Annotated in this window: 16 protein-coding genes; 5 read left to right on the top strand and 11 right to left on the bottom strand. The window is 62.9% G+C overall.

The features are described from left to right. Window positions 1–7: 7 nt before the first annotated feature. Complete coding sequence (locus WC597_RS12750; RefSeq protein ID WP_372693707.1) at window positions 8–742, top strand: Crp/Fnr family transcriptional regulator; 735 nt, start codon at window positions 8–10, stop codon at window positions 740–742. Between the two features lie 152 nt (window positions 743–894). Beyond that, window positions 895–2,757, top strand: a complete 1,863-nt coding sequence (locus tag WC597_RS12745) for a PAS domain-containing protein (RefSeq protein WP_372693705.1) — start codon at window positions 895–897, stop codon at window positions 2,755–2,757. 753 nt (window positions 2,758–3,510) lie between these two features. On the opposite strand, the gene WC597_RS12740 is transcribed toward WC597_RS12745, so the two are convergent. Together WC597_RS12740 and WC597_RS12735 are read right to left on the bottom strand one after the other, a co-directional pair. Further along, window positions 3,511–3,801 (bottom strand): HEAT repeat domain-containing protein, encoded by a 291-nt coding sequence (locus WC597_RS12740; RefSeq protein WP_372693703.1) that lies wholly within the window; start codon window positions 3,799–3,801, stop codon window positions 3,511–3,513. 270 nt (window positions 3,802–4,071) lie between these two features. After that, a complete protein-coding gene (locus tag WC597_RS12735; RefSeq protein ID WP_372693701.1) occupies window positions 4,072–5,037 on the bottom strand; it encodes a GlxA family transcriptional regulator in 966 nt (321 codons plus the stop codon). A gap of 90 nt (window positions 5,038–5,127) precedes the next feature. On the opposite strand from WC597_RS12735, the gene WC597_RS12730 reads away from it, so the two are divergent. Together WC597_RS12730 and WC597_RS12725 are read left to right on the top strand one after the other, a co-directional pair. Continuing rightward, window positions 5,128–5,688, top strand: a complete 561-nt coding sequence (locus WC597_RS12730; RefSeq protein ID WP_372693699.1) for a cysteine hydrolase family protein — start codon at window positions 5,128–5,130, stop codon at window positions 5,686–5,688. Further along, window positions 5,685–6,581: an MBL fold metallo-hydrolase gene (locus WC597_RS12725; protein ID WP_372693697.1), complete on the top strand. Its 897-nt coding sequence runs from the start codon at window positions 5,685–5,687 to the stop codon at window positions 6,579–6,581. The genes WC597_RS12730 and WC597_RS12725 overlap by 4 nt, the downstream gene beginning before the upstream one ends. Before the next feature lie 73 nt (window positions 6,582–6,654). On the opposite strand, the gene WC597_RS12720 is transcribed toward WC597_RS12725, so the two are convergent. From WC597_RS12720 to WC597_RS12700, 5 genes are all read right to left on the bottom strand, one after another. After that, window positions 6,655–7,308: an STN domain-containing protein gene (locus WC597_RS12720; protein WP_372693695.1), complete on the bottom strand. Its 654-nt coding sequence runs from the start codon at window positions 7,306–7,308 to the stop codon at window positions 6,655–6,657. 175 nt (window positions 7,309–7,483) lie between these two features. After that, on the bottom strand, window positions 7,484–8,485 hold the full coding sequence (gene cydB / locus WC597_RS12715; protein WP_372693693.1) for a cytochrome d ubiquinol oxidase subunit II: 1,002 nt from the start codon (window positions 8,483–8,485) through the stop codon (window positions 7,484–7,486). After that, complete coding sequence (locus WC597_RS12710) at window positions 8,475–9,902, bottom strand: cytochrome ubiquinol oxidase subunit I (RefSeq protein WP_372693691.1); 1,428 nt, start codon at window positions 9,900–9,902, stop codon at window positions 8,475–8,477. Before WC597_RS12710 ends, cydB begins: the two co-directional genes overlap by 11 nt. Window positions 9,903–10,236: 334 nt before the next feature. After that, window positions 10,237–10,857: an SCO family protein gene (locus WC597_RS12705; RefSeq protein WP_372693689.1), complete on the bottom strand. Its 621-nt coding sequence runs from the start codon at window positions 10,855–10,857 to the stop codon at window positions 10,237–10,239. Between the two features lie 123 nt (window positions 10,858–10,980). Beyond that, the gene (locus tag WC597_RS12700) at window positions 10,981–11,838 is read right to left on the bottom strand and encodes an NmrA family NAD(P)-binding protein (protein ID WP_372693687.1); all 858 of its coding nucleotides are present in this window, start codon (window positions 11,836–11,838) and stop codon (window positions 10,981–10,983) included. Here WC597_RS12700 and WC597_RS12695 point away from each other — a divergent pair. Beyond that, window positions 11,803–12,336 carry a winged helix-turn-helix transcriptional regulator gene (locus WC597_RS12695; protein ID WP_372693685.1) on the top strand — a complete coding sequence of 178 codons (534 nt, stop codon included), beginning with the start codon at window positions 11,803–11,805 and terminating at the stop codon, window positions 12,334–12,336. The two genes, WC597_RS12700 and WC597_RS12695, sit on opposite strands and share 36 nt — an antisense overlap. An 82-nt stretch (window positions 12,337–12,418) precedes the next feature. Here the strand turns inward: WC597_RS12695 and WC597_RS12690 are convergent, their stop codons facing one another. From WC597_RS12690 to WC597_RS12675, 4 genes are all read right to left on the bottom strand, one after another. After that, the gene (locus tag WC597_RS12690; protein ID WP_372693683.1) at window positions 12,419–13,144 is read right to left on the bottom strand and encodes a superoxide dismutase; all 726 of its coding nucleotides are present in this window, start codon (window positions 13,142–13,144) and stop codon (window positions 12,419–12,421) included. A gap of 118 nt (window positions 13,145–13,262) precedes the next feature. After that, window positions 13,263–15,365 carry a TonB-dependent siderophore receptor gene (locus WC597_RS12685; RefSeq protein ID WP_372693681.1) on the bottom strand — a complete coding sequence of 701 codons (2,103 nt, stop codon included), beginning with the start codon at window positions 15,363–15,365 and terminating at the stop codon, window positions 13,263–13,265. A gap of 353 nt (window positions 15,366–15,718) precedes the next feature. After that, window positions 15,719–16,183 (bottom strand): copper chaperone PCu(A)C, encoded by a 465-nt coding sequence (locus tag WC597_RS12680; RefSeq protein WP_372693679.1) that lies wholly within the window; start codon window positions 16,181–16,183, stop codon window positions 15,719–15,721. Between the two features lie 361 nt (window positions 16,184–16,544). After that, window positions 16,545–16,937, bottom strand: coding sequence for a DUF2946 family protein (locus WC597_RS12675; RefSeq protein WP_372693892.1), 393 nt, complete (start codon window positions 16,935–16,937; stop codon window positions 16,545–16,547). Window positions 16,938–17,741 lie beyond the last annotated feature (804 nt).

The raw sequence follows: 17,741 nt of genomic DNA, 5'->3' as shown, positions 1-17,741 counted from the left end.
GGCCAAAATGGACCATCGTCCAGACAATCCCCTTTTGCTTATGGTGCAGGCGTTCCAAAAGCAGGGAAGTCTTTCAGAAGACGATCTTAATGCACTCCTGTCGTTGCCGGCGAAGGTGCGCAAGCTCGAGCCGTCCAGCTACATTGTCAGGGAAGGCGATACGCCGAACTTCTGTTGCGTCTTGAAGTCCGGGCTCGCCTATCGCCAGAAGCAGACATCCGGCGGTCAGCGTCAGATCGTGTCCCTGAATATTCCAGGCGATGCGCTGGACCTTCAGCATCTGTTTCTGGGCATTGCGGATCACAGCGTGCAGATGATGACGCGGGGCGAGGTGGTGTTCATCCCGATGCGCGAGCTGCAGGATGTCGTCAGTCACCATTCCGGTGTCGCTCGCGCCGTCAGTCTCGCCACCCTGGTCGAGGCCTCGGTGTTTCGCGAGTGGGTGCTGAATGTCGGGCGCCGCGATGCGCGAAGTCGGCTGGCGCATCTTCTGTGCGAATTCGCGTTCAGAATGCGGATGCGAGGGCTGGCGTCCGGTCCCGGTTACGCCTTGCCGATCACTCAGGAGCAACTCGCCGACGCCCTGGGTCTCACCTCTGTCCACGTCAGTCGGATGCTGAAAATTTTGGAGAGCGAGGGGTTGCTGGTTCGCAACAAGCGCAACATCACGTTCGAGTCATGGGAAAACCTCCGTGAGATTGCCGATTTCAACCCAAGATATCTTCACTTTCTCGATAGCTGATCGTTAGCGTGCTGAAAGCTCGCGCATAACGTGCATTATTACAACGCATGTTATGGAACAGTGATTTTTGATAGTGGACAGCTAGGCGTGACAGGGGCGGAAGGGAACGACCGCGTCTCTGATGAATGAATCTCAATCCACCCGGAGGCGAGATGCAGAAGGCCGGTTATACAATGGATCCCGGTTCTTGGCCGTCCGAACGGCCTGAGCGCGAGATTCGATCGACCGGCCCATGCGCTGACATCATCCGAAAACTGCCGTGGCAAGAAACGCCACTGGGAGCGCTGTGGTCATGGGATCCCGCTTTGACGGCGGCAATCGACGCCATATTGAGTTCTCGTTTTCCGATGTTTCTAACGTGGGGGACCGACCATCATATTTTCCACAATGACGCCTTCGAATATGCGCTTGCCGATGCGCGGCCCCTGATCGGGCGGCCTTTCCGAAACGCGTTTCCGGAAACGCTTTCCCTGCTCGAACCGCTGCTGCACCAGGCGATGCGAGGGGAGGCGACCTATTTCGAGGATTTTCACCTACCGCTTCTTCGCAACAACGTCCTTGCCGACACATGGTGGTCCTTCTCCTATTCACCGCTGAGGGATAGCGAGGGCGAGGTTGGAGGCGTCCTGGGCGTAGTCCACGAAACCACGCGAAGCCGTCTCGCGGAGGAAGCGCTAGAAGCCAGGGAAGACGCCCTGCGTGCAGTCACGGATCTGGCTCCCACGCTGTTGTGGCGCTGCGAACCCGACGGTCGGCTGCTTTGGGCGAACCAGAAGCTGCGAGATCATTGGCGTCTGACCCACATTGAGGGTGTTCGATTTCAGGAGCAGATTCATCCCGACGACCGGGCCACAGCCAAAGAGTTGAAAGAAGACGCGCTCGCGGCACGCCACACATTCGAGGCCCAGGTCCGCCTGGTTGGCGGAGATGGCGAATATCGCTGGTCTCTTGTGCGCTCTCAGCCCATCTGGCGTGCGGATGATGGCGATCTGGCGGGGTGGTGCGGATCAGCCGTCGATATCGACGACTGGCGTCGCAATACCGACGGTCGAGGCCATGAGGAGATTTTTGAGGTCACCAGCGCCGAAGCCACCCTGATCTGGACGGCCGATGTAGTCACCAAGAAGGTGGTCAGCCTAAATCCCGATTTCCGGTCCTCATGGGCTTTGGAGTTATCGACCGAACCGACGCCTTGGGAAGACTGGGTGTCGACGCTTTACATCGAAGATCGACTGCAGATGTCGCGCGCTTTCGATCGGCTGGCGTCAGGGGAAACCCTGCATGGGAATTTCCGCGTTCAAACCCTCGACGGCGCATTGCGGTGGTTCCACGCCGCCGGGTTTCCGATCGTTGGATTCGATGGCGTTATACGCCGGCTGGGCGGCTTTATCGTCGATGTGACGCATCGTTTCGACCCGCACATCTATCTTGTCGGCTTTGCGTACCAAGCCAGTGCCGGCCTGATGCAGGAGGCGGCGCGGGGGCAGGTGAAGGTCCGAGGCTTCACCGACGTGGCTCAGTTCGCCGAGGCGGCGGACGCCTTGATGCCAGGCGTAGTCGTGATTGCGGACGCAGCGATGATTGCGGATTCGACGCAGAGCGCCGCCATTCTGAAGCTGACAAAAGATCGCCTGCCGTGGCTTGTCATTGGCGGGCCTTCGACGCAGTTGGGCGACGCCGTGAAGTTGACGCGGCTCGGCGCGGCCAATGTTCTGGATTTCGGAGCTTCGCCCACAGCGATCATGTCGGCGGCTTTGGCGTCGTCGCCAGACCCTGCCTACGCATCAAAACAGGCGCCCCTCGTGGAGGCGCGGCGACGGTTCGACGCTTTGGGACATCGCCAACGCGATGTGCTGAAGGGCCTCATGACAGGCGGCTCGAACAAGTCGATCGCCAGAGACCTGAATCTCAGCCCGCGCACCGTCGAAACCTATCGTGCCCAGTTGATGGATACGCTCAGCGTAAAGAGCCTGGCCGAGCTACTAAAACTGGCTGCCGAAGCTGGGATGGGCTGATTTGCACCAAGCCCCTTGAAATTGGTGGGGTAGCCCGCGCTAAGCCCCGGCGCTGTGTGATCCGGCTGCACAGTCTGGAACATGCGCCCTCTTCGGAGACTGAACAGGTCCGGGAGCTGTTGCCGGTGTAGGGGCCTGAATAGATATAGCAATATCACAATTTAAGAGAGATAGCTGTTGCGTTCTGGGCGAAGCCGCTGTTGCAAAGCAGCAAGGCGCTCGGGTTGTCAGGGAGGTGGGTAGATACAAGAATCTGAGACGTATATCGGTTTTGGATAAACGCCAGAAGCGAAGAGGGAAGACGAACGATCTTCCATCCACATGTCTCCTCGGCATTTCCTTGTGAACGAAATATCCAGCACGATCCGTAGGAGTGGAGAGCGAACACGGCACAGATGCCCGAGAGCATCAGCCGAGTAGTTCGTTTAACCGGATCGGCGATCCTGTCATCACGGACCGGATCCGCTCCAGATCGATCGGATGTCGTGCCGCAGCCAGTTGATCTGTTGCGCAGGAAAGCAGCGTCGATAGGTTCACTTCCGCCGTCCGCCAACTGCCGAGCCGCTCGACAAGGTGCTTCGGAACGGCGTGCGATCCAGGATTTGCCGCAGAACGGTCCGCCCCTATGTCACTTCGCAATAGGCCGCCAGGATGTCGGCATCCGTCTCGTCATCGTCGATCAGAGCGCCGGGCGCCTCCGCCGACCAGTAAGGCAGGTGCTTGCATTGTAGGCCACATATTCCTCCTGGCCCTTCACGCCGGGGCCCCAAAGAACGATGGGTGACGCGGCCTGCGCGCGAGAATGGATTCCACCGCGTCGAGCGCCACGGTCTCGCCCAGTGCCTCTAGCGCAAGGATCGCGGCCAGTCGGACCTTGGGAGCCTCGTCGTCAACAAGCATGATTAGATTGTCGCGCGCGCCGTGCGGAAGGATATGGAGCGTCTGGGCCGCCGCGACCCTGACGGCCGCGAGATTGGCGCTGCTCGCCTTGATCAGAGCAGCGGATTGTAGGCTGGCGATCACTTCGAGGGCGCGTGCGACCACGGCATCCGGCAGTCAGTCGTCCGTCACGCTCCTCGAATCGCCTCAGCGATGATAAAATACCTTGATTTGTCAAAATCTTGCACTCGGTTCCTTCGTGGGCCGAATTTTGTGCAAGATGCGCGAGCGCAGGGACGCCTTCCGAAGCTAGAGCTTCGGTCTGGAGCCGGTTTCGGCCCTATAGGAGGGATGATGGTCGACTAAGAACTTGGGCTGCCACGTCCCCAAGTGTCATTCGCGGCGCTTCTTGGCAAAAGTGCAACTCAAGCCACCCTAATTGGGATTCTCTTTCTGAATATCGCTTGCGAAGCGTTTTCGGTATTCCGTGGCGGATAGGCCGACGATGGTCTGGAAGACCTTTCGGAAGGCGCTGGGGTCGGCGTAGCCGACGTCCCAACCGATGCGTTCTGTCTTCAGATTGGTGTTGCGAAGCAAGTCCTGGGCGCGGGAAATCCTCAGGCGTTGCCGATAGGCCGTCGCTGTGAGGCCGGTCGCCTTTGTGAAGCGTCTCAGAAAGGTACGTTGTTCCAGGCCCGCAGCGGACGCCAGTTCGGCCAGGCTGATCTCCTCCTTCATGCGTTCGGCCAGAACGACCTGCGCCTGGCGTATGGCGTCGTCGCCGTAATCGAGGGCGGGCGCAAAACTGCTGTAATAGCTCTGCCGCCGCCCCGGCGGGTCCAGCAGAAAACTGCGAGCGACCTCGCTCATAACGGCGCGGCCTCGATAACGCTCGATCAGGGTGAGGGCGAGATCGGTCCAGGACATCACGCCGCCGGCCGTGACCACGTCGCCCTCATCGATGATGAGCCGGTCCGCATCGATATGGGCGAGCGGAAACGCCTTTCGCAACCGCGCTTCGTAAGTCCAGTGGGTGGTGACGGTATGGCCGTCCAGCAGGCCGGCGGCGCCCAAGACGAAGGCGCCGGTGCAGACGGACGCCATCACGCAGCCCTGACGGTGAAGGGTCTGGAGCCATTTTGTCGTGGCGGGGTCAGGCGCGGGTGGTCCCTGGAGCGAGGGCGGCATGATGCAGACGGTCGGGATGGGGCTTGCAGTCCCCGTCGAAAAGACCTGAGCCACCTGCATCCCGGATGGCGTCTTTCGCCAATGGCTGACGATCAGGGGCGGCTCGGCAAGGTTCAGCATCGTCGCGGTGTTGGTGGCGGCGAGCAGGTCGGTCATGCCGAGGACGGCCGCGAGCTGTGCCTCCGGGTAGGTGAGAATGGCGATGTGCGTCATGTCGTTTTCGACCCGTCTTATGACGATCCCGCCACTGAACCTGGCGGATCGAGGGGTGTATAGGTCACGCACACTCAGAGGAACATTCCCATGGCCAACCGTGCTCTAATCGTCGTCGACCTGCAGCAGGAATATCAATCGCAAGGCAAGTTGCCGCTGTCGGGTCTCGAAGACGCCGTCGCCAATGCCCGTCGTCTTCTGGACGCGGCGCGCGCCAATGGCGGCCTGATCATCCATATCCGTCACGAAACGCCGGGCGGCCCTGCCGATGTCCCGTTCGCTCCGGGGACGCCTGCGGTCGACATCATCGCCGAAGCTGCGCCTCAGGGCGAAGAGGCGGTTCTGGTCAAACATTATCCCAATTCCTTCCGGGACACCGAGCTGAAGCGTCGCCTCGACGACGCCGGGATCACCGAGGTCGTCATCGTCGGCGCCATGAGCCACATGTGCATCGACGCCACGGCCCGCGCCGCGTTCGACTTCGGCTATGGGGTGACCGTCGCGCATGATGCCTGCGCCACCATGGGGTTGTCGTTCGACGGTCGCGATGTGCCGGCCGACCAGGTGCATACCGCCTTCATGGCTGCGCTCGCCTTCGCCTATGGCCGCATCGTCTCGACGTCGGAAGTTCTGGAAGGGGCTTCGAAATGAGTTCGGCTGGCTTCGGTATGGGGTTGTCGCGCCGAGGGATGCTGGGCGTGGGCGCGGGTGTCGCGGCGGTTCTTGCCGCCCCCGGCGCCGTTTCCAGCGCGGTGGCCCAGGCGCAACCGGCCGGCGATCGCATGCTTCAGGTCCGCAATGCGACTGTTCAGATCAACTATGCGGGCGTTCGGTTCCTGATCGATCCGATGCTGGCGGATCAGGGCGCCTATCCGGGTTTCCCGGGGTCCGCGATGAGCCATCTGCGCAATCCGCTTGTGCCCCTGCCGATGCCGGCGTCGGCCGTGATGGATGTGGATGCGGTGATCGTGACCCACACCCATCTGGATCACTGGGACGAGGCGGCTCAGCGCGCCCTGCCCAAGGCGATGCCGATCTTTGCGCAGAACGAAACCGACGCCGAGAAGATCCGAGGCCAGGGCTTTACGGAGGTGCGCGTCCTGGACGCGTCAACCCAGTTCAGGGGCGTGTCCCTTGCACGAACGGGCGGCCATCACGGCCGAGACGAGATCCTGAAGGCCATCCCGATCCTGGATCCTGTCTGTGGGGTGGTGTTGAGCAAGCCGGGCCACAAGACCGTCTATCTGGCCGGCGACACCGTCTGGAACGATGAGGTCTCTGGGGCGATCACCCAGCATCGACCCGACATCATCATCCTGAATGCCGGCTATGCCCAGAACATCGATCTGGGACCGATCCTGATGGGCCCGCAGGAAATTCTCACGGTGAGCAAGGCGGCGCCTCAGGCGCGACTGATCGCGACCCATATGGAGGCGGTGAACCACTGTATCCTCAGCCGCGCCGATCTGAAGGTCTTCGCCGAACGGGAAGGCTTCGCCTCGAAGCTGGATATCCCCGGCGACGGCGAGTGGGTGGCGCTGTAATCGCGCTGGCGATCTGAGGCCCAAATACAGACGCACCACCGGGCGGAACGAGGCTCCGCCCGGTGTTTTTGGGTCAACGCGCCGGGAGAACTTCGAGGCCCTGGCGGATCGCTTGTGACTGGAGACCTGTCCCGGCCAACAGAGCCTGCAATCCTTCGGACGGAGTGTAGGTGTCGTTGATCGCGCGCGAGCGCAGGCCATCCACCTGGAACGACCGCGAGATCGGGCACTTGGTCGCTTCCGACAGGGCGTTCAGCGCCGCTTCGAGCGGCATGGACGGGATGCGGAGCGCGATGGAATCGTTCTGGCAGTCGAATTGGATCGGTTCCGGCGTCGGCGCCGGTCTCGTCCGCGCCAGACGCTCGACCGACAGACCTTGTCGCACGGAACGCGTTCTCAGCCCCCGCCGATCGACGAGCGCGGTCAGAGCCGCACTCGGCGTATAGGTTCCGCGCACGGCGTTGCTGGTGAGGCCCCGAGCGTCGGCTGTCCCGGAAATCGGGCAGTGTGTCTGCCGCGACAGCTCGCGAAGCGCGGCCGGCATGGGCTGGGCGCGAATATTGATCTGAAGGGACTCGTTGACGCACGGACGAGGGGCGGATTGAGCCATCGCTGGCGTTTGCCACGCCGCTCCGGATGTAATGCCGACAACGATCGCTAGACCGGCCAAGACGCGCATATTGATACCCTGATAAATGATGAGGCGCGGGAAGTTTCCCCGCCGCATCAAGGTCTAGCGGCGAACTGCATCAACACCGTGACCGCGTCGGTATGTCGCGGCCTTAATTAGCCCGTGGCGAGCTTGAGCACGCTTCGAAGGATGTAGGCCGCGACCCCGAGGACGCAGACCCCGAAGATCCACAGGCCCAGGAACCACAGCGTCTGGCGAAAGGGGGCGCGCATCAGTGATAGCCTTCGTCGCCGACCTTGCCGCGAAACACCCAGTAGGCATAGGCGGTGTAGGCCAGAATGATGGGGATGAGGATCAGGGCGCCGACCAGCATGAACGACTGACTGGAGGCGGGGGCCGCCGCATCCCACAGGGTGATCTGGTCCGGCACGGCGTAGGGATAGATGCTGACGCCCAGACCTGCAAAGGTGACGGCGAACAGACCTAGAGAGATCACGAAGGGCCAGACTTCGCGTCGTTTGCTCATGGCCAGGAAGAAGCCGGCCGCCAGCACCAGCACCATCAGCGGAACCTGGGCGGTCAGCAGCACACCGGGCCAGTCGAACCAGCGTCTGGCGTATTCTCCATCCAGGAAGGGTGTCGCCAGGCTGACGGCCCCGATCATGATCAGCGTCGCCGGACCCAGCTTCCAGGCCTGACTGCGGGCATGGTCCTGTAGCGGTCCTTCCGTCTTCATGTTCAACCAGGTGGCGCCGAGCAGGGTGTAGCCCGTCACGACGGCGCAGCCCGTCAGAAGGCTGAACGGACTGAGCCAATCCCACCAGCCGCCGCCATAGGCGCGGCCCGAGACCTCGACCCCCTGGAGGATCGCGCCCAGAATCACACCTTGGGAAAAGGCGGCCATCAGCGACCCGCCGAAGAAGGCGATGTCCCAGATCGGCTTGGCCCGCACCGTGCGCCAGCGATACTCGAAGGCGACGCCCCGAAACACCAGGCCCAGCAGCATGACGATGATCGGCGTATAGACCGCCGGCATCAGGACGGCATAAGCCAGTGGAAAGGCCGCGAACAGACCGCCCCCGCCCAGGATCAACCAGGTCTCGTTGCCGTCCCACACCGGCGCGATCGAGTTCATCGCCCGATCACGCTGCTCGCCGGCCTTCAGGGTAGGAAACAGGATGCCGACCCCGAGATCGAACCCGTCCATGACGATATAGGCGAAGATCGCAAAGGCCAGAAGCGCGGCCCAGACGAGTGTCAGATCAACGGTCATGGTCGCTCTCCTCGATCGTCGGGATGGGCCGGTCCATATCGATGCCCGGCGCGGGGGTGATCCCGGCGGTGCGGATGGGCGTCTCGGCCACGCCCGGCTCGCCGCGATGGGGCGCATGGCTCATCAGGCGCAGGATGTAGAAGACGCCGGCGCCGAACACCGCGAAATAGACGACCGCAAACGCGGCCAGCGATGTGGCGACCGCAGGGGCGGCGAGCGGCGCCGCACTGTCGGCCGTTCGCAGCAGGCCATAGATGGTCCAGGGCTGACGCCCGACCTCGGTGGTGACCCAGCCGCTCAGGACGGCGACGAAGCCCATCGGCCCCATGACGAGGGCGAAACGGTACAGCCAGGGGGCGTCATACAGCCGCTTGCGCACACGGGCGTACAGGCCCCAGACACCCAGCAGCAGCATGGCCATGCCCAGGCCGACCATGATGCGGAAGGACCAGAAGACGATCTCGACCGGCGGCCAGTCGGCGCGATCGATGGTGTCCAGCCCCGCTAGCGGCGCGTTGAGATCGTGCTTCAGGATCAGGGACGACAGCTTGGGGATCTCGACCGCGCCGTGAACGGTCGCCGCCCCGCGGTCAGGAATGCCGAAGAGGATCAGGGGCGCGCCGTCCGGGTGGCTTTTGAAATGGCCCTCCATGGCCATCACCTTGACGGGCTGATGTTCCAGCGTGTTCAGGCCGTGCATGTCGCCGATGACGATCTGCACCGGCGCGGCGATCAGGATCATTCCCATGGCCATGGCGAACATCTTGCGCGCGCCCTTGTTGGTCCGGTCCTTCAGCAAGTGCCAGGCCCCGACCGCGCCGACCACCAGGCCGGTCGTCAGATAGGCGGCCATCAGCATGTGTGCGAGGCGGTAGGGGAAGGAGGGGTTGAAGACGATCTTGAACCAGTCGATCGGAATGAACTGTCCGACGTCGTTGATGGCGTGGCCCTGCGGCGTCTGCATCCAGCTGTTGACTGACAGGATCCAGAAGGCCGAGGCGAAGGTGCCGATCGCCACCATCAGGGTCGCCATGAAGTGCAGCTTCTTGCCGACCCGCTTCAGGCCGAACAGCATGACGCCCAGAAATCCGGCTTCGAGGAAGAAGGCGCTCAGCACCTCATAGGCCATCAAGGGCCCGATGACCGGGCCAGCCTTGTCCGAGAACACCGACCAGTTGGTCCCGAACTGATAGGACATCACCAGGCCCGACACGACGCCCATGCCGAAGGCGATGGCGAAGATCTTGAGCCAGTAGTTGAACAGGTTGAGGTACAGATCCCGCCCGGTCTTCAGCCAGAGCGCCTCAAGCACCGCCAGATAGCTGGCGAGGCCGATGGAGAAGGCGGGAAAGACGATGTGGAAGGCGATGGTGAACGCAAACTGCATGCGCGCAAGAAGAAGAGCGTCTACGTCCAAGAGAAAGATCCTGACTGAAATGCGCTGATGAACAGGGCGCGTCTTGTCGAAGCGCCGTCATCAGTCCATCGGACGGATAAAAAGCGGCATCTGACTGCTGACGACACTTGTCTGGCCATGGCTGCGATCTCAATTGGGCGATCGGTCCTTGGACGATCTGTCCTTGGGCGGAATGTCCCAGGGCGGTGCTCGGAGCGCCGGATAGGGCGCTAAAGCCTGGACCATGGAAGCGTGCATCGTTACGGACGAGAAAATCCGCCGCAGATCGCATCAACGCACAGCCGCGGCGAAGGACGGCGCGACAGCCACCGTCCGTGGGCCTGCGACAAGCGGATCAGCCCTTGGCGAGGGCGTCCTGTATGAGTTGGACCGACTTGTCCGGACCCAGGCCGTAGGTGAGAGCCGTCCTGAACTTGCCGTCCGGCCCCATCAGGTAGACAGTCAGCGAGTGGTCCATGGTGTAGCTGTCGCCGCTGCCCACCTTGGCATAGTAGGCGCGATAAGCCTTGGCCGCCTGGGCGGTCTGTTCCGCCGTTCCCGAAAGACCGATCGTCCCCTTGGGGAAGCCGTCGGACGACAGGTAATCCTTCAGGGCCTGAGGCGTGTCGCGTTCGGGATCGATGCTGACGAAGATGATCTGGAAACGGTCGGCGTCCTTACCCAGACGCTGCTGAACGACCGCCAGCTCGGCCAGGGTCGTCGGGCAGAACTCGGGGCAGAAGGTGAAGCCGAAGAAGACCAAGCTCCATTTGCCGTTCAGCATCGTCTGATCGACCGGCTGACCGTCCTGGTTCACCAGGTTGAAGTCGCCGCCGATCAGAGGCGTTCCTGCGGCGCTCGTTTCACCGGACGTCGACGAGGAGCGTCCAGCCAGAATGACCCCTGTCGCGATCGCAATCACAAGAGCGATGGCGATAACGCCGCCTGCAAATAGAACGAGAGAGGGGCGGGTCATGAATGCAGCTCCAGCTTTAAAGCGACGTCGCTGCGATCATGGGCGCGACACGGATTGGAGGATCGACAGCCTGTCGAGGTCTGCCTCGGGCAGTCTTCGACAGGCCTGCCGCAGAGCGGTGGATCAGTCCTGCATGGCGTTCAGCCATTGCTGCACGCTCATGGGATGGAGCCCCAGCACTTCCTGGGCGCTGGTTTCCTGGCGGATCACATTGTCGGGCGCATAGGCGAGCGCCTTGTAGAGGCCCACGACACTGGCGGTCGCCGGGCCGATCATGGGTTCGATAAGGTCGCCGAACGCCTCTGGCAGCAGCGCCTCATAACGGATGTCGCGGCCGAACTGCTGCGAGAAACCCTCGGCGAGATCCGCGCTCACCAATCCCGGCTGATGCCCGATCCCGACGACGCCGGAGACGGTAGGATCGACCAGCAACTTGTGCGCGGCCTCGGCGACGTCGAGGTGCGAGCTCCACGACACCGCATAGTCTGCGGCCACGGGATACTGCAGCACGCCCTCGCTTTGGGCCGGGCCGAAGACCATCGGAAGAAGCAGGTTTTCCAGATAGAGACGCGGGGCGACCACGGCATGCGAGACGCCGCTGTCCTGAACGCCGCGGATCAACACCATGATGGCGCTGTCGTCCGACGATTGCAGCGCCGATCCCGGCTGATCGACGATCGCGCCGTTGGTGGAGATGATTATGCGTTTGGGCTTGGCCGTCTCGATGGCCTGAACGATGTTCCTGGCGTGCTGAAGACGGCCTGCCTCGGAGGTCTGGGGCAGGTGGATGAAGACGCCGTCCGCGCCGCGATAGGCCGAAATCAGCGAGTCGACAGAGTCATTGTCGATGGAGACCGCCGTGTCGTCCGGGAACTTGGCGACATCGCGAACAGCGGCGACGGCGTCCAGGCCGGCGCGACGCAGGCTTGCGTAAAGGGGGCCGCCTTGCGCACCGGTCGCGCCATGGATGATGAAGGGCATCGGTTCTTCCTGAGTGGTGAAACAGAACACGCTGGTGCTATAGGTGCACCGGTTACGTCAAATGCACCAATGGACGAATTGTCTATGCTGGCTGAAATCCCTTCGCCTCAGTGTTCATCGCCCGAATGCGGGGTGGAGCGCTTCCTTCTGTTGCTCGACGGTCCCTGGGCGACGCTGATCGTTCGCGAACTGCTGGCGGGGCCCCTTCGCTTCTCGGTGCTGCGGTCGAAGCTGAAGGGGATCAGCGCCCACACGCTGACCAATCGGCTGCGGAAGTTCGAAACCAACGGGCTGGTGACGAGGACGGTCTTTGCGGAGATTCCGCCCCGCGTCGTCTATGAGCTGACGCCGTTTGGAGCGTCTCTGAAGCCGCTTCTCTACGCCATGAACGACTGGGGAATGGCCGTGCCGAAAGACGTTCTCGATCGCTCGGTTCGACGCGAGCCCGTCGACGCCTGGTCCCTGTCCGACGAAGAGCAGATCTTGAACGCGAGATGACCGACAGCCTAGTTTTGAAGGCACCTGCGGGTCATCCTTGTATCTACTCGGACAGGGGGAGGCGCCCCAGTGACGACTGCGGCTATTGCATTGCCTGCGCATAGAGGCCGTTGACCGTGTTCCAGTTCACGACGGTCCACCAGGCGGTCAGGTAGTCGGCGCGCTTGTTCTGGTATTTCAGATAATAGGCGTGCTCCCAGACGTCGACGGCCAGGACCGGGGCGCCGCGAACCTCGGCGACGTCCATCAAGGGATTGTCCTGGTTGGGCGTCGAGGTGATCTGCAGCTTGCCGTCCTTGACGATCAGCCAGGCCCAGCCGGACCCGAAGCGGGTCGTAGCCGCCCGGTTGAAGGCCGTCTTGAAGGCCTCCATCGAGCCGAAGTCTCGCGTGATGGCGGCCGACAGTTCGGTCGAAGGTTCGCCGCCCTGACCGACGGGCGCGAGGAGGGTCCAGAACAGGCTGTGGTTCCAGTGGCCGCCACCGTTGTTGCGGATCGCCGGCGGCAGGGTGGAGACACGACCCAGCAGATCGTCGATTGAGTCGCCCGCCAGTGCGGGGTCGGCCGTCACGGCCGCGTTCAGATTGTCGACATAGGCCTTGTGGTGCCGGTCGTGATGGATGCGCATCGTCTCGGCGTCGATGGCGGGTTCCAGCGCCTCATAGGCGTAGGGCAGTGCCGGAAGCGTGAAGGCGGCGGCCGGCGCCTGGCCTTGCGTCGAAGGCGCGGGCGCTGTCTGCGCCAGAACAGGGCTGGCGGCGAGCGTCGCGAGCGCCAGGGCGGAGGTAAGGATGAGGGGTCTGATCATGAGCAATCTCCTGAAGGGTCACGCGTGAACGTTTTGGCAGAGACGAACGCCCAGGCCTGCGACGCTTTGCGCCGGTCGTCCGGCTGGCAGGCGCGCCGCAGGGATGTGGGCGGCAGGGTCAGAACCGCGCCTTCAACGTGACGAAGGCCGAGCGCGGTTGGGTCGGCATGACGACCGGGAAGCCGAAATACTGATAGGGGTCGAAAGCGTCGCGACCGCCCAGATTGACGGCGGAGACCGCGATCGAGAACCGATCGAAGTCATAGGCTGCCTGGGCGTCGATGGTCGCGTAGCCCGGCACCGTGATGGTGTTGGGCAGGGTGACCTGACGCTCGCTGAACGCGGTAACGCCGGCGCCGAGCGACAGTCCTTTGGCGGGACCGTTCAGGAAGCGGTAGCGGGCCGCGATCCGACCGCTGTGCTCGGGGATGCGCGCCAGCGTGTCGCCGATCGGCGTGGTGTTGTCATGGGTCACCTCCGCGTCGGTCCAGGCGTAGTTGAACAGAACCGACACCGCAGGGCTCGGCTCCCACACCAGGTCGGTTTCGAAACCGCGCGCCCGTTGCTCGCCGGTCTGGACCGACATGAAAGGATTGGCGGGATCAGGGGTCGCGATATTATCCCTTGTCTGTTCGAACAGGGCTAAGGTGCCGGACACGCCGAGGTCGCTCAGCGCCAGCTTCAGTCCGCCTTCGACGTTGCGGGACTCCTCGGGCTCCGGCGTCGTCATGCCGATGAAGCCGAATGGGGCGCGAAAGCCCTCGGCGTAGCCGGCGTAAAGGGCGACGCCGTCAACCAGATCGAAGGTCGCGCCGACGCGCGGCGACCAGCGTTCATAGGTCTGGTCCGTGCCTTGTTCCAACTCCCGGAACTTCAGACGGGTGTAGCGCACGGCCCCCAGCAGATGTAGCCGGCCATAGGTGGCCTGATCCTGCGCATAGACGGCCAGGGTCTGGTAGCGGTCGGTCTGGGTCAGGATCAGCGGCTGCGGATCTCCGAACGGCAGATCATAGGCTGGGTCGGCAAGACCCTGATCGCCGACCGACAGACCGCTGAAACCCATGTTGGAGTAGAAGTCGGTGTGGTCGTAGCTGGCCCCAATCAGAAGTTCGTGGCGCCCGCCCAGGGCTTCGACCCGACGCCAGAGGTTGGCGTCGAAGGTCGCCTCTTCCGAGCCGCTCATCATGTTCATGGTCAGGATGGGATAGACCGTCGGCGTCGCCGGATCGGGGGGCGAGAACGCCGGCATGATGAAGCTGCCGTACTGAGGGATCTCGCTTTCGTAATAGCGGCCGGTGACGGCCAGACGCATGTCGTCGCTGAAGGCATGTCGAAGGGTCGCCGTCGCGGACGTGTTCTCGATCTCGGTGCGCGGTTGGCCGACCGGCGCGCCGGCGAAGGCGTTGCGGTCGATCTCGCCGGCCATCGCCTGCTCGGCGGGAATGCCGGAATACTCGAGCATATCGCGCTTGTTGTACTGGCCCTGGAGCAGCAGCTCTGTCTGGCCCGTCAACTGGACCGAAAGGCTGGGCTGGATGGCGATCCGCTCGCCCTCGACCAGGTCGATCCAGCTTTCGTTGGTCTGGTATTCGGCTGTGATCCGACCGGCGACGCGGTCGCCGAACGGCTGGTTCAGATCGATGGCGGCGCCCCAGGTCGAGAAGCTGCCGCCGCGCACCGCCACCGTCGCCTCCGCCTCTGCCGTGGGGCGGGTGGACTGCACATTGATCAGTCCGCCCAGCGGCGTGCCCAGTCCGCCGCCGTAGAGGGTAGCGGTCGGCCCCTTAAGCACCTCGATCCGGTCAACCCCCAACAGGCTGGTCGGCTCGTTGGCGGCGTTAGGGCCTGTGTGGACGGGAAGGCCATCCAGATAGATTTCGGAGGGGAAGCCGCGGATGATCGGTGTCACCAGAAGCGCCTCCTCCTGCCGGGTCGCCCTGACGCCGGAGACGTTGACCAGGGCGTCGGCCAGGGTGCGGGCGTCCTGCTCCTCGATCAGGGAGCGGGTGATGACCTGGACCGATTGCGGCACATGGATCAGGGGCGTGTCGGTGCGCGTGGCCGAGGTGGATCCGGCGGCCGCATAGCCCTGACGGGCGCCGGTGACGACGACCTCGTCGATCCAGCTGGCGGCGTCCTGATCGGCGCGGGCGGTCTGCGCCAGGGCGGGCGAAGCCGAAACCATCACGGCGCCGGCGAGAAGGAAGGTCTTGAAGGTCATGAAACGTCCGTGAAGGGGATGCGAGGAGGCTGGGGCGGGTCTGGGCGAGGACGTGACGGCGATGACCACAGGGGCATTGGTCTGTCCGGTCCGCACGGTCTTGATCAGGCGTTGTGCGGCGGTCTCCCGCGGACCGCGTGATGATGGATTGGGCACGGGGGCCTCCTCGAATGACCGGACAGGCCGGCGCACGAGGCGGCCGGCGGGGCTCAGATCATCAGGACGGGCGGGCCTCCAGCATGAAGCCTGCTGGCACGAGGGCACGGAACGTCAGAGCGAACAGCAGGGCGCACAACGCGAATGCGAAGCCGGGTCCGTCCTGTCGTCTGAAGTTCCGCACCCCTAAGCCGACTTCAGTGCGGGCTGGCGTGGTCGCCGTCGACCGCAGGCTGGGCGACGAGGGCGCGGATGCCCATGGGTTGAGCGTGTTCGAAGTTGAGCGTGATCGACACCTGCTCGCCCGCGACGAGGGGCTGTTTGAGGCCCATCAGCATCATATGGTTTCCGCCCGGCGACAGGGAGACGGCCTCGCCAGCCGGCAGCGCCAGACCGTCCTTCAGTTCGGCCATCTTCATCACATTGTCCTCGATCTTCATCTCGTGGACCTGAGCCATGCCGGCCTGGGGGGCGGAGATCGAGACCAGCCGGTCGTCGTGGCTGGCGGTCAGCGTCACATAGCAGCCGGTCACATCAAGCCCGTTGGGTGTGGGACGACAGGTCGCGTCGGTGATCGAAACCGTCGCCTGCGCATCGGGCTCGGGAGCCTGGCCGCAGCCGGCGAGGGCCAGAACGAGGGTCGGAAGGATCAAGTGTTTCATCGGAATCTCCGGGTTGTCGGTCATGAAAGCAGGAGGAGGGGGGCTCAGGTCGGCGGCCAATAGGCCCCGACTAGGATGGCAATCAGGCTGAGGCAGCCGAGAGGAGGACGGCCGCCCGGCTGATCGTCAACAGGGCAAGGGGCATGCAGTCTCAACGGATGAAGTTCGCGCGGAGCACCGACACTGCTTCAAGGCAACGCTTTCACCGGATCACCGGCCAGATGATCGACAGGACGCATAGCGAACGCCGCGATCAGCAGCGCAGAGGGCGCCGCAGTAGTCTTGAGAGACATGTGTGGATTGTCCTGAACAGGGAAGGGCGCGCACCGACGGGGGCGTCATCGCGCAGGCGTCGATCTGTTCAGGCGGGAGGTGGAGCCGTGGGCGGCGGGCGAAGCCCCGTCCGCACCAGAGGCGGCGGCGGGATCGAGGCGATGACGATCGGCTGTACCGCGACGATACGCGGCGGCGTCACTGGATGGATCGGCGGCGGTGGAGGCCGCAGGGTGGTGAAGCTTGCCAATACGCACGAGGCGCATTTCAGGCTATCCATTGGCGAGGGCTTTTGGGGTCGAGGCTTCCCGTCGGCGTCATAGACCACCATGATCTGGTCGCCCGAACATAGCACCACCGGCGACCCCGTCGCCGCAGAAGCCGCCACTGCCGAAGGCAGCAGAGTCCCGAACATAATGGCGAACGTCGCGGCGAGGAACGCCAGCGATCGGTTCAGCGACCAATGCTTGGAGGATGACATAGACACTGGGCTGCCATACTCGGGCGGCCGCATGAAAGGAAGACCCATGCCGCGTGGCCAATTGTCTGACATGGCTATGCACGAAGCAATATGTTCATCTTCGAGAATGTGGCGGCGTATCTTCATCTGTTAATGACGCTTTGTATGTAAGCGTCAACGTCCCGTTCGGTTCGCCTTCACAGTTCGCGATGCCGCGCTTGATCGGCTTGTGACGCCGAACGAACTGGTATTCACAGCCGTCAGCCATGTGCTGGACAGCGCGAGTGCCCAAGCGGCCTACAGCGTGCGTCTGACGAATGTGGAACCGGAATCCAACTAATCTCGAACCAAGACGCAGGAAATGGCCGGAGTCTCGAAAACCTGGAACGTTGACACTCAAACCAAAAAGCGAGACTGATAACATTGCGCATAATATATCTTAGGCGTTGATCTAATATGTGTAGCCTATTGCCCCAATCGTGTGGCGTTTCACAATTGACCGCCGTTTCGATTGTTTTCCGAATCTGGGTCAGAATTGATTTCCACCCTTGGCTCACAATTGATGTCCGAACGACGAACGGCAGCGTTGGGCGCATCCTCTAATCGTCTTCCATCCTCCTCGGACTTGGAGAGTGACACGATGATTTTGAAAGCAGTCGTCATAATCCTTATCGTAATCGCTGGCGGGTTCGTGCTGCTAGTGACGTGACCCCCGTTTCTCATCCAGCCATAACGAGAGTCCTTTGGTGATCTGAACTGGGGTTGGTGGGGTTGGCAAGAGGCCGGTCAGCGCAGCCTTCAACCAGCGCAGCGGACCGGCCGATT

It is taken from the genome of Brevundimonas sp., assembly GCF_041648115.1.
Classification (GTDB): domain Bacteria; phylum Pseudomonadota; class Alphaproteobacteria; order Caulobacterales; family Caulobacteraceae; genus Brevundimonas.
Note: the sequence above shows the minus strand (reverse complement) of the source record. Positions and strands in the feature narration are given on the sequence as shown.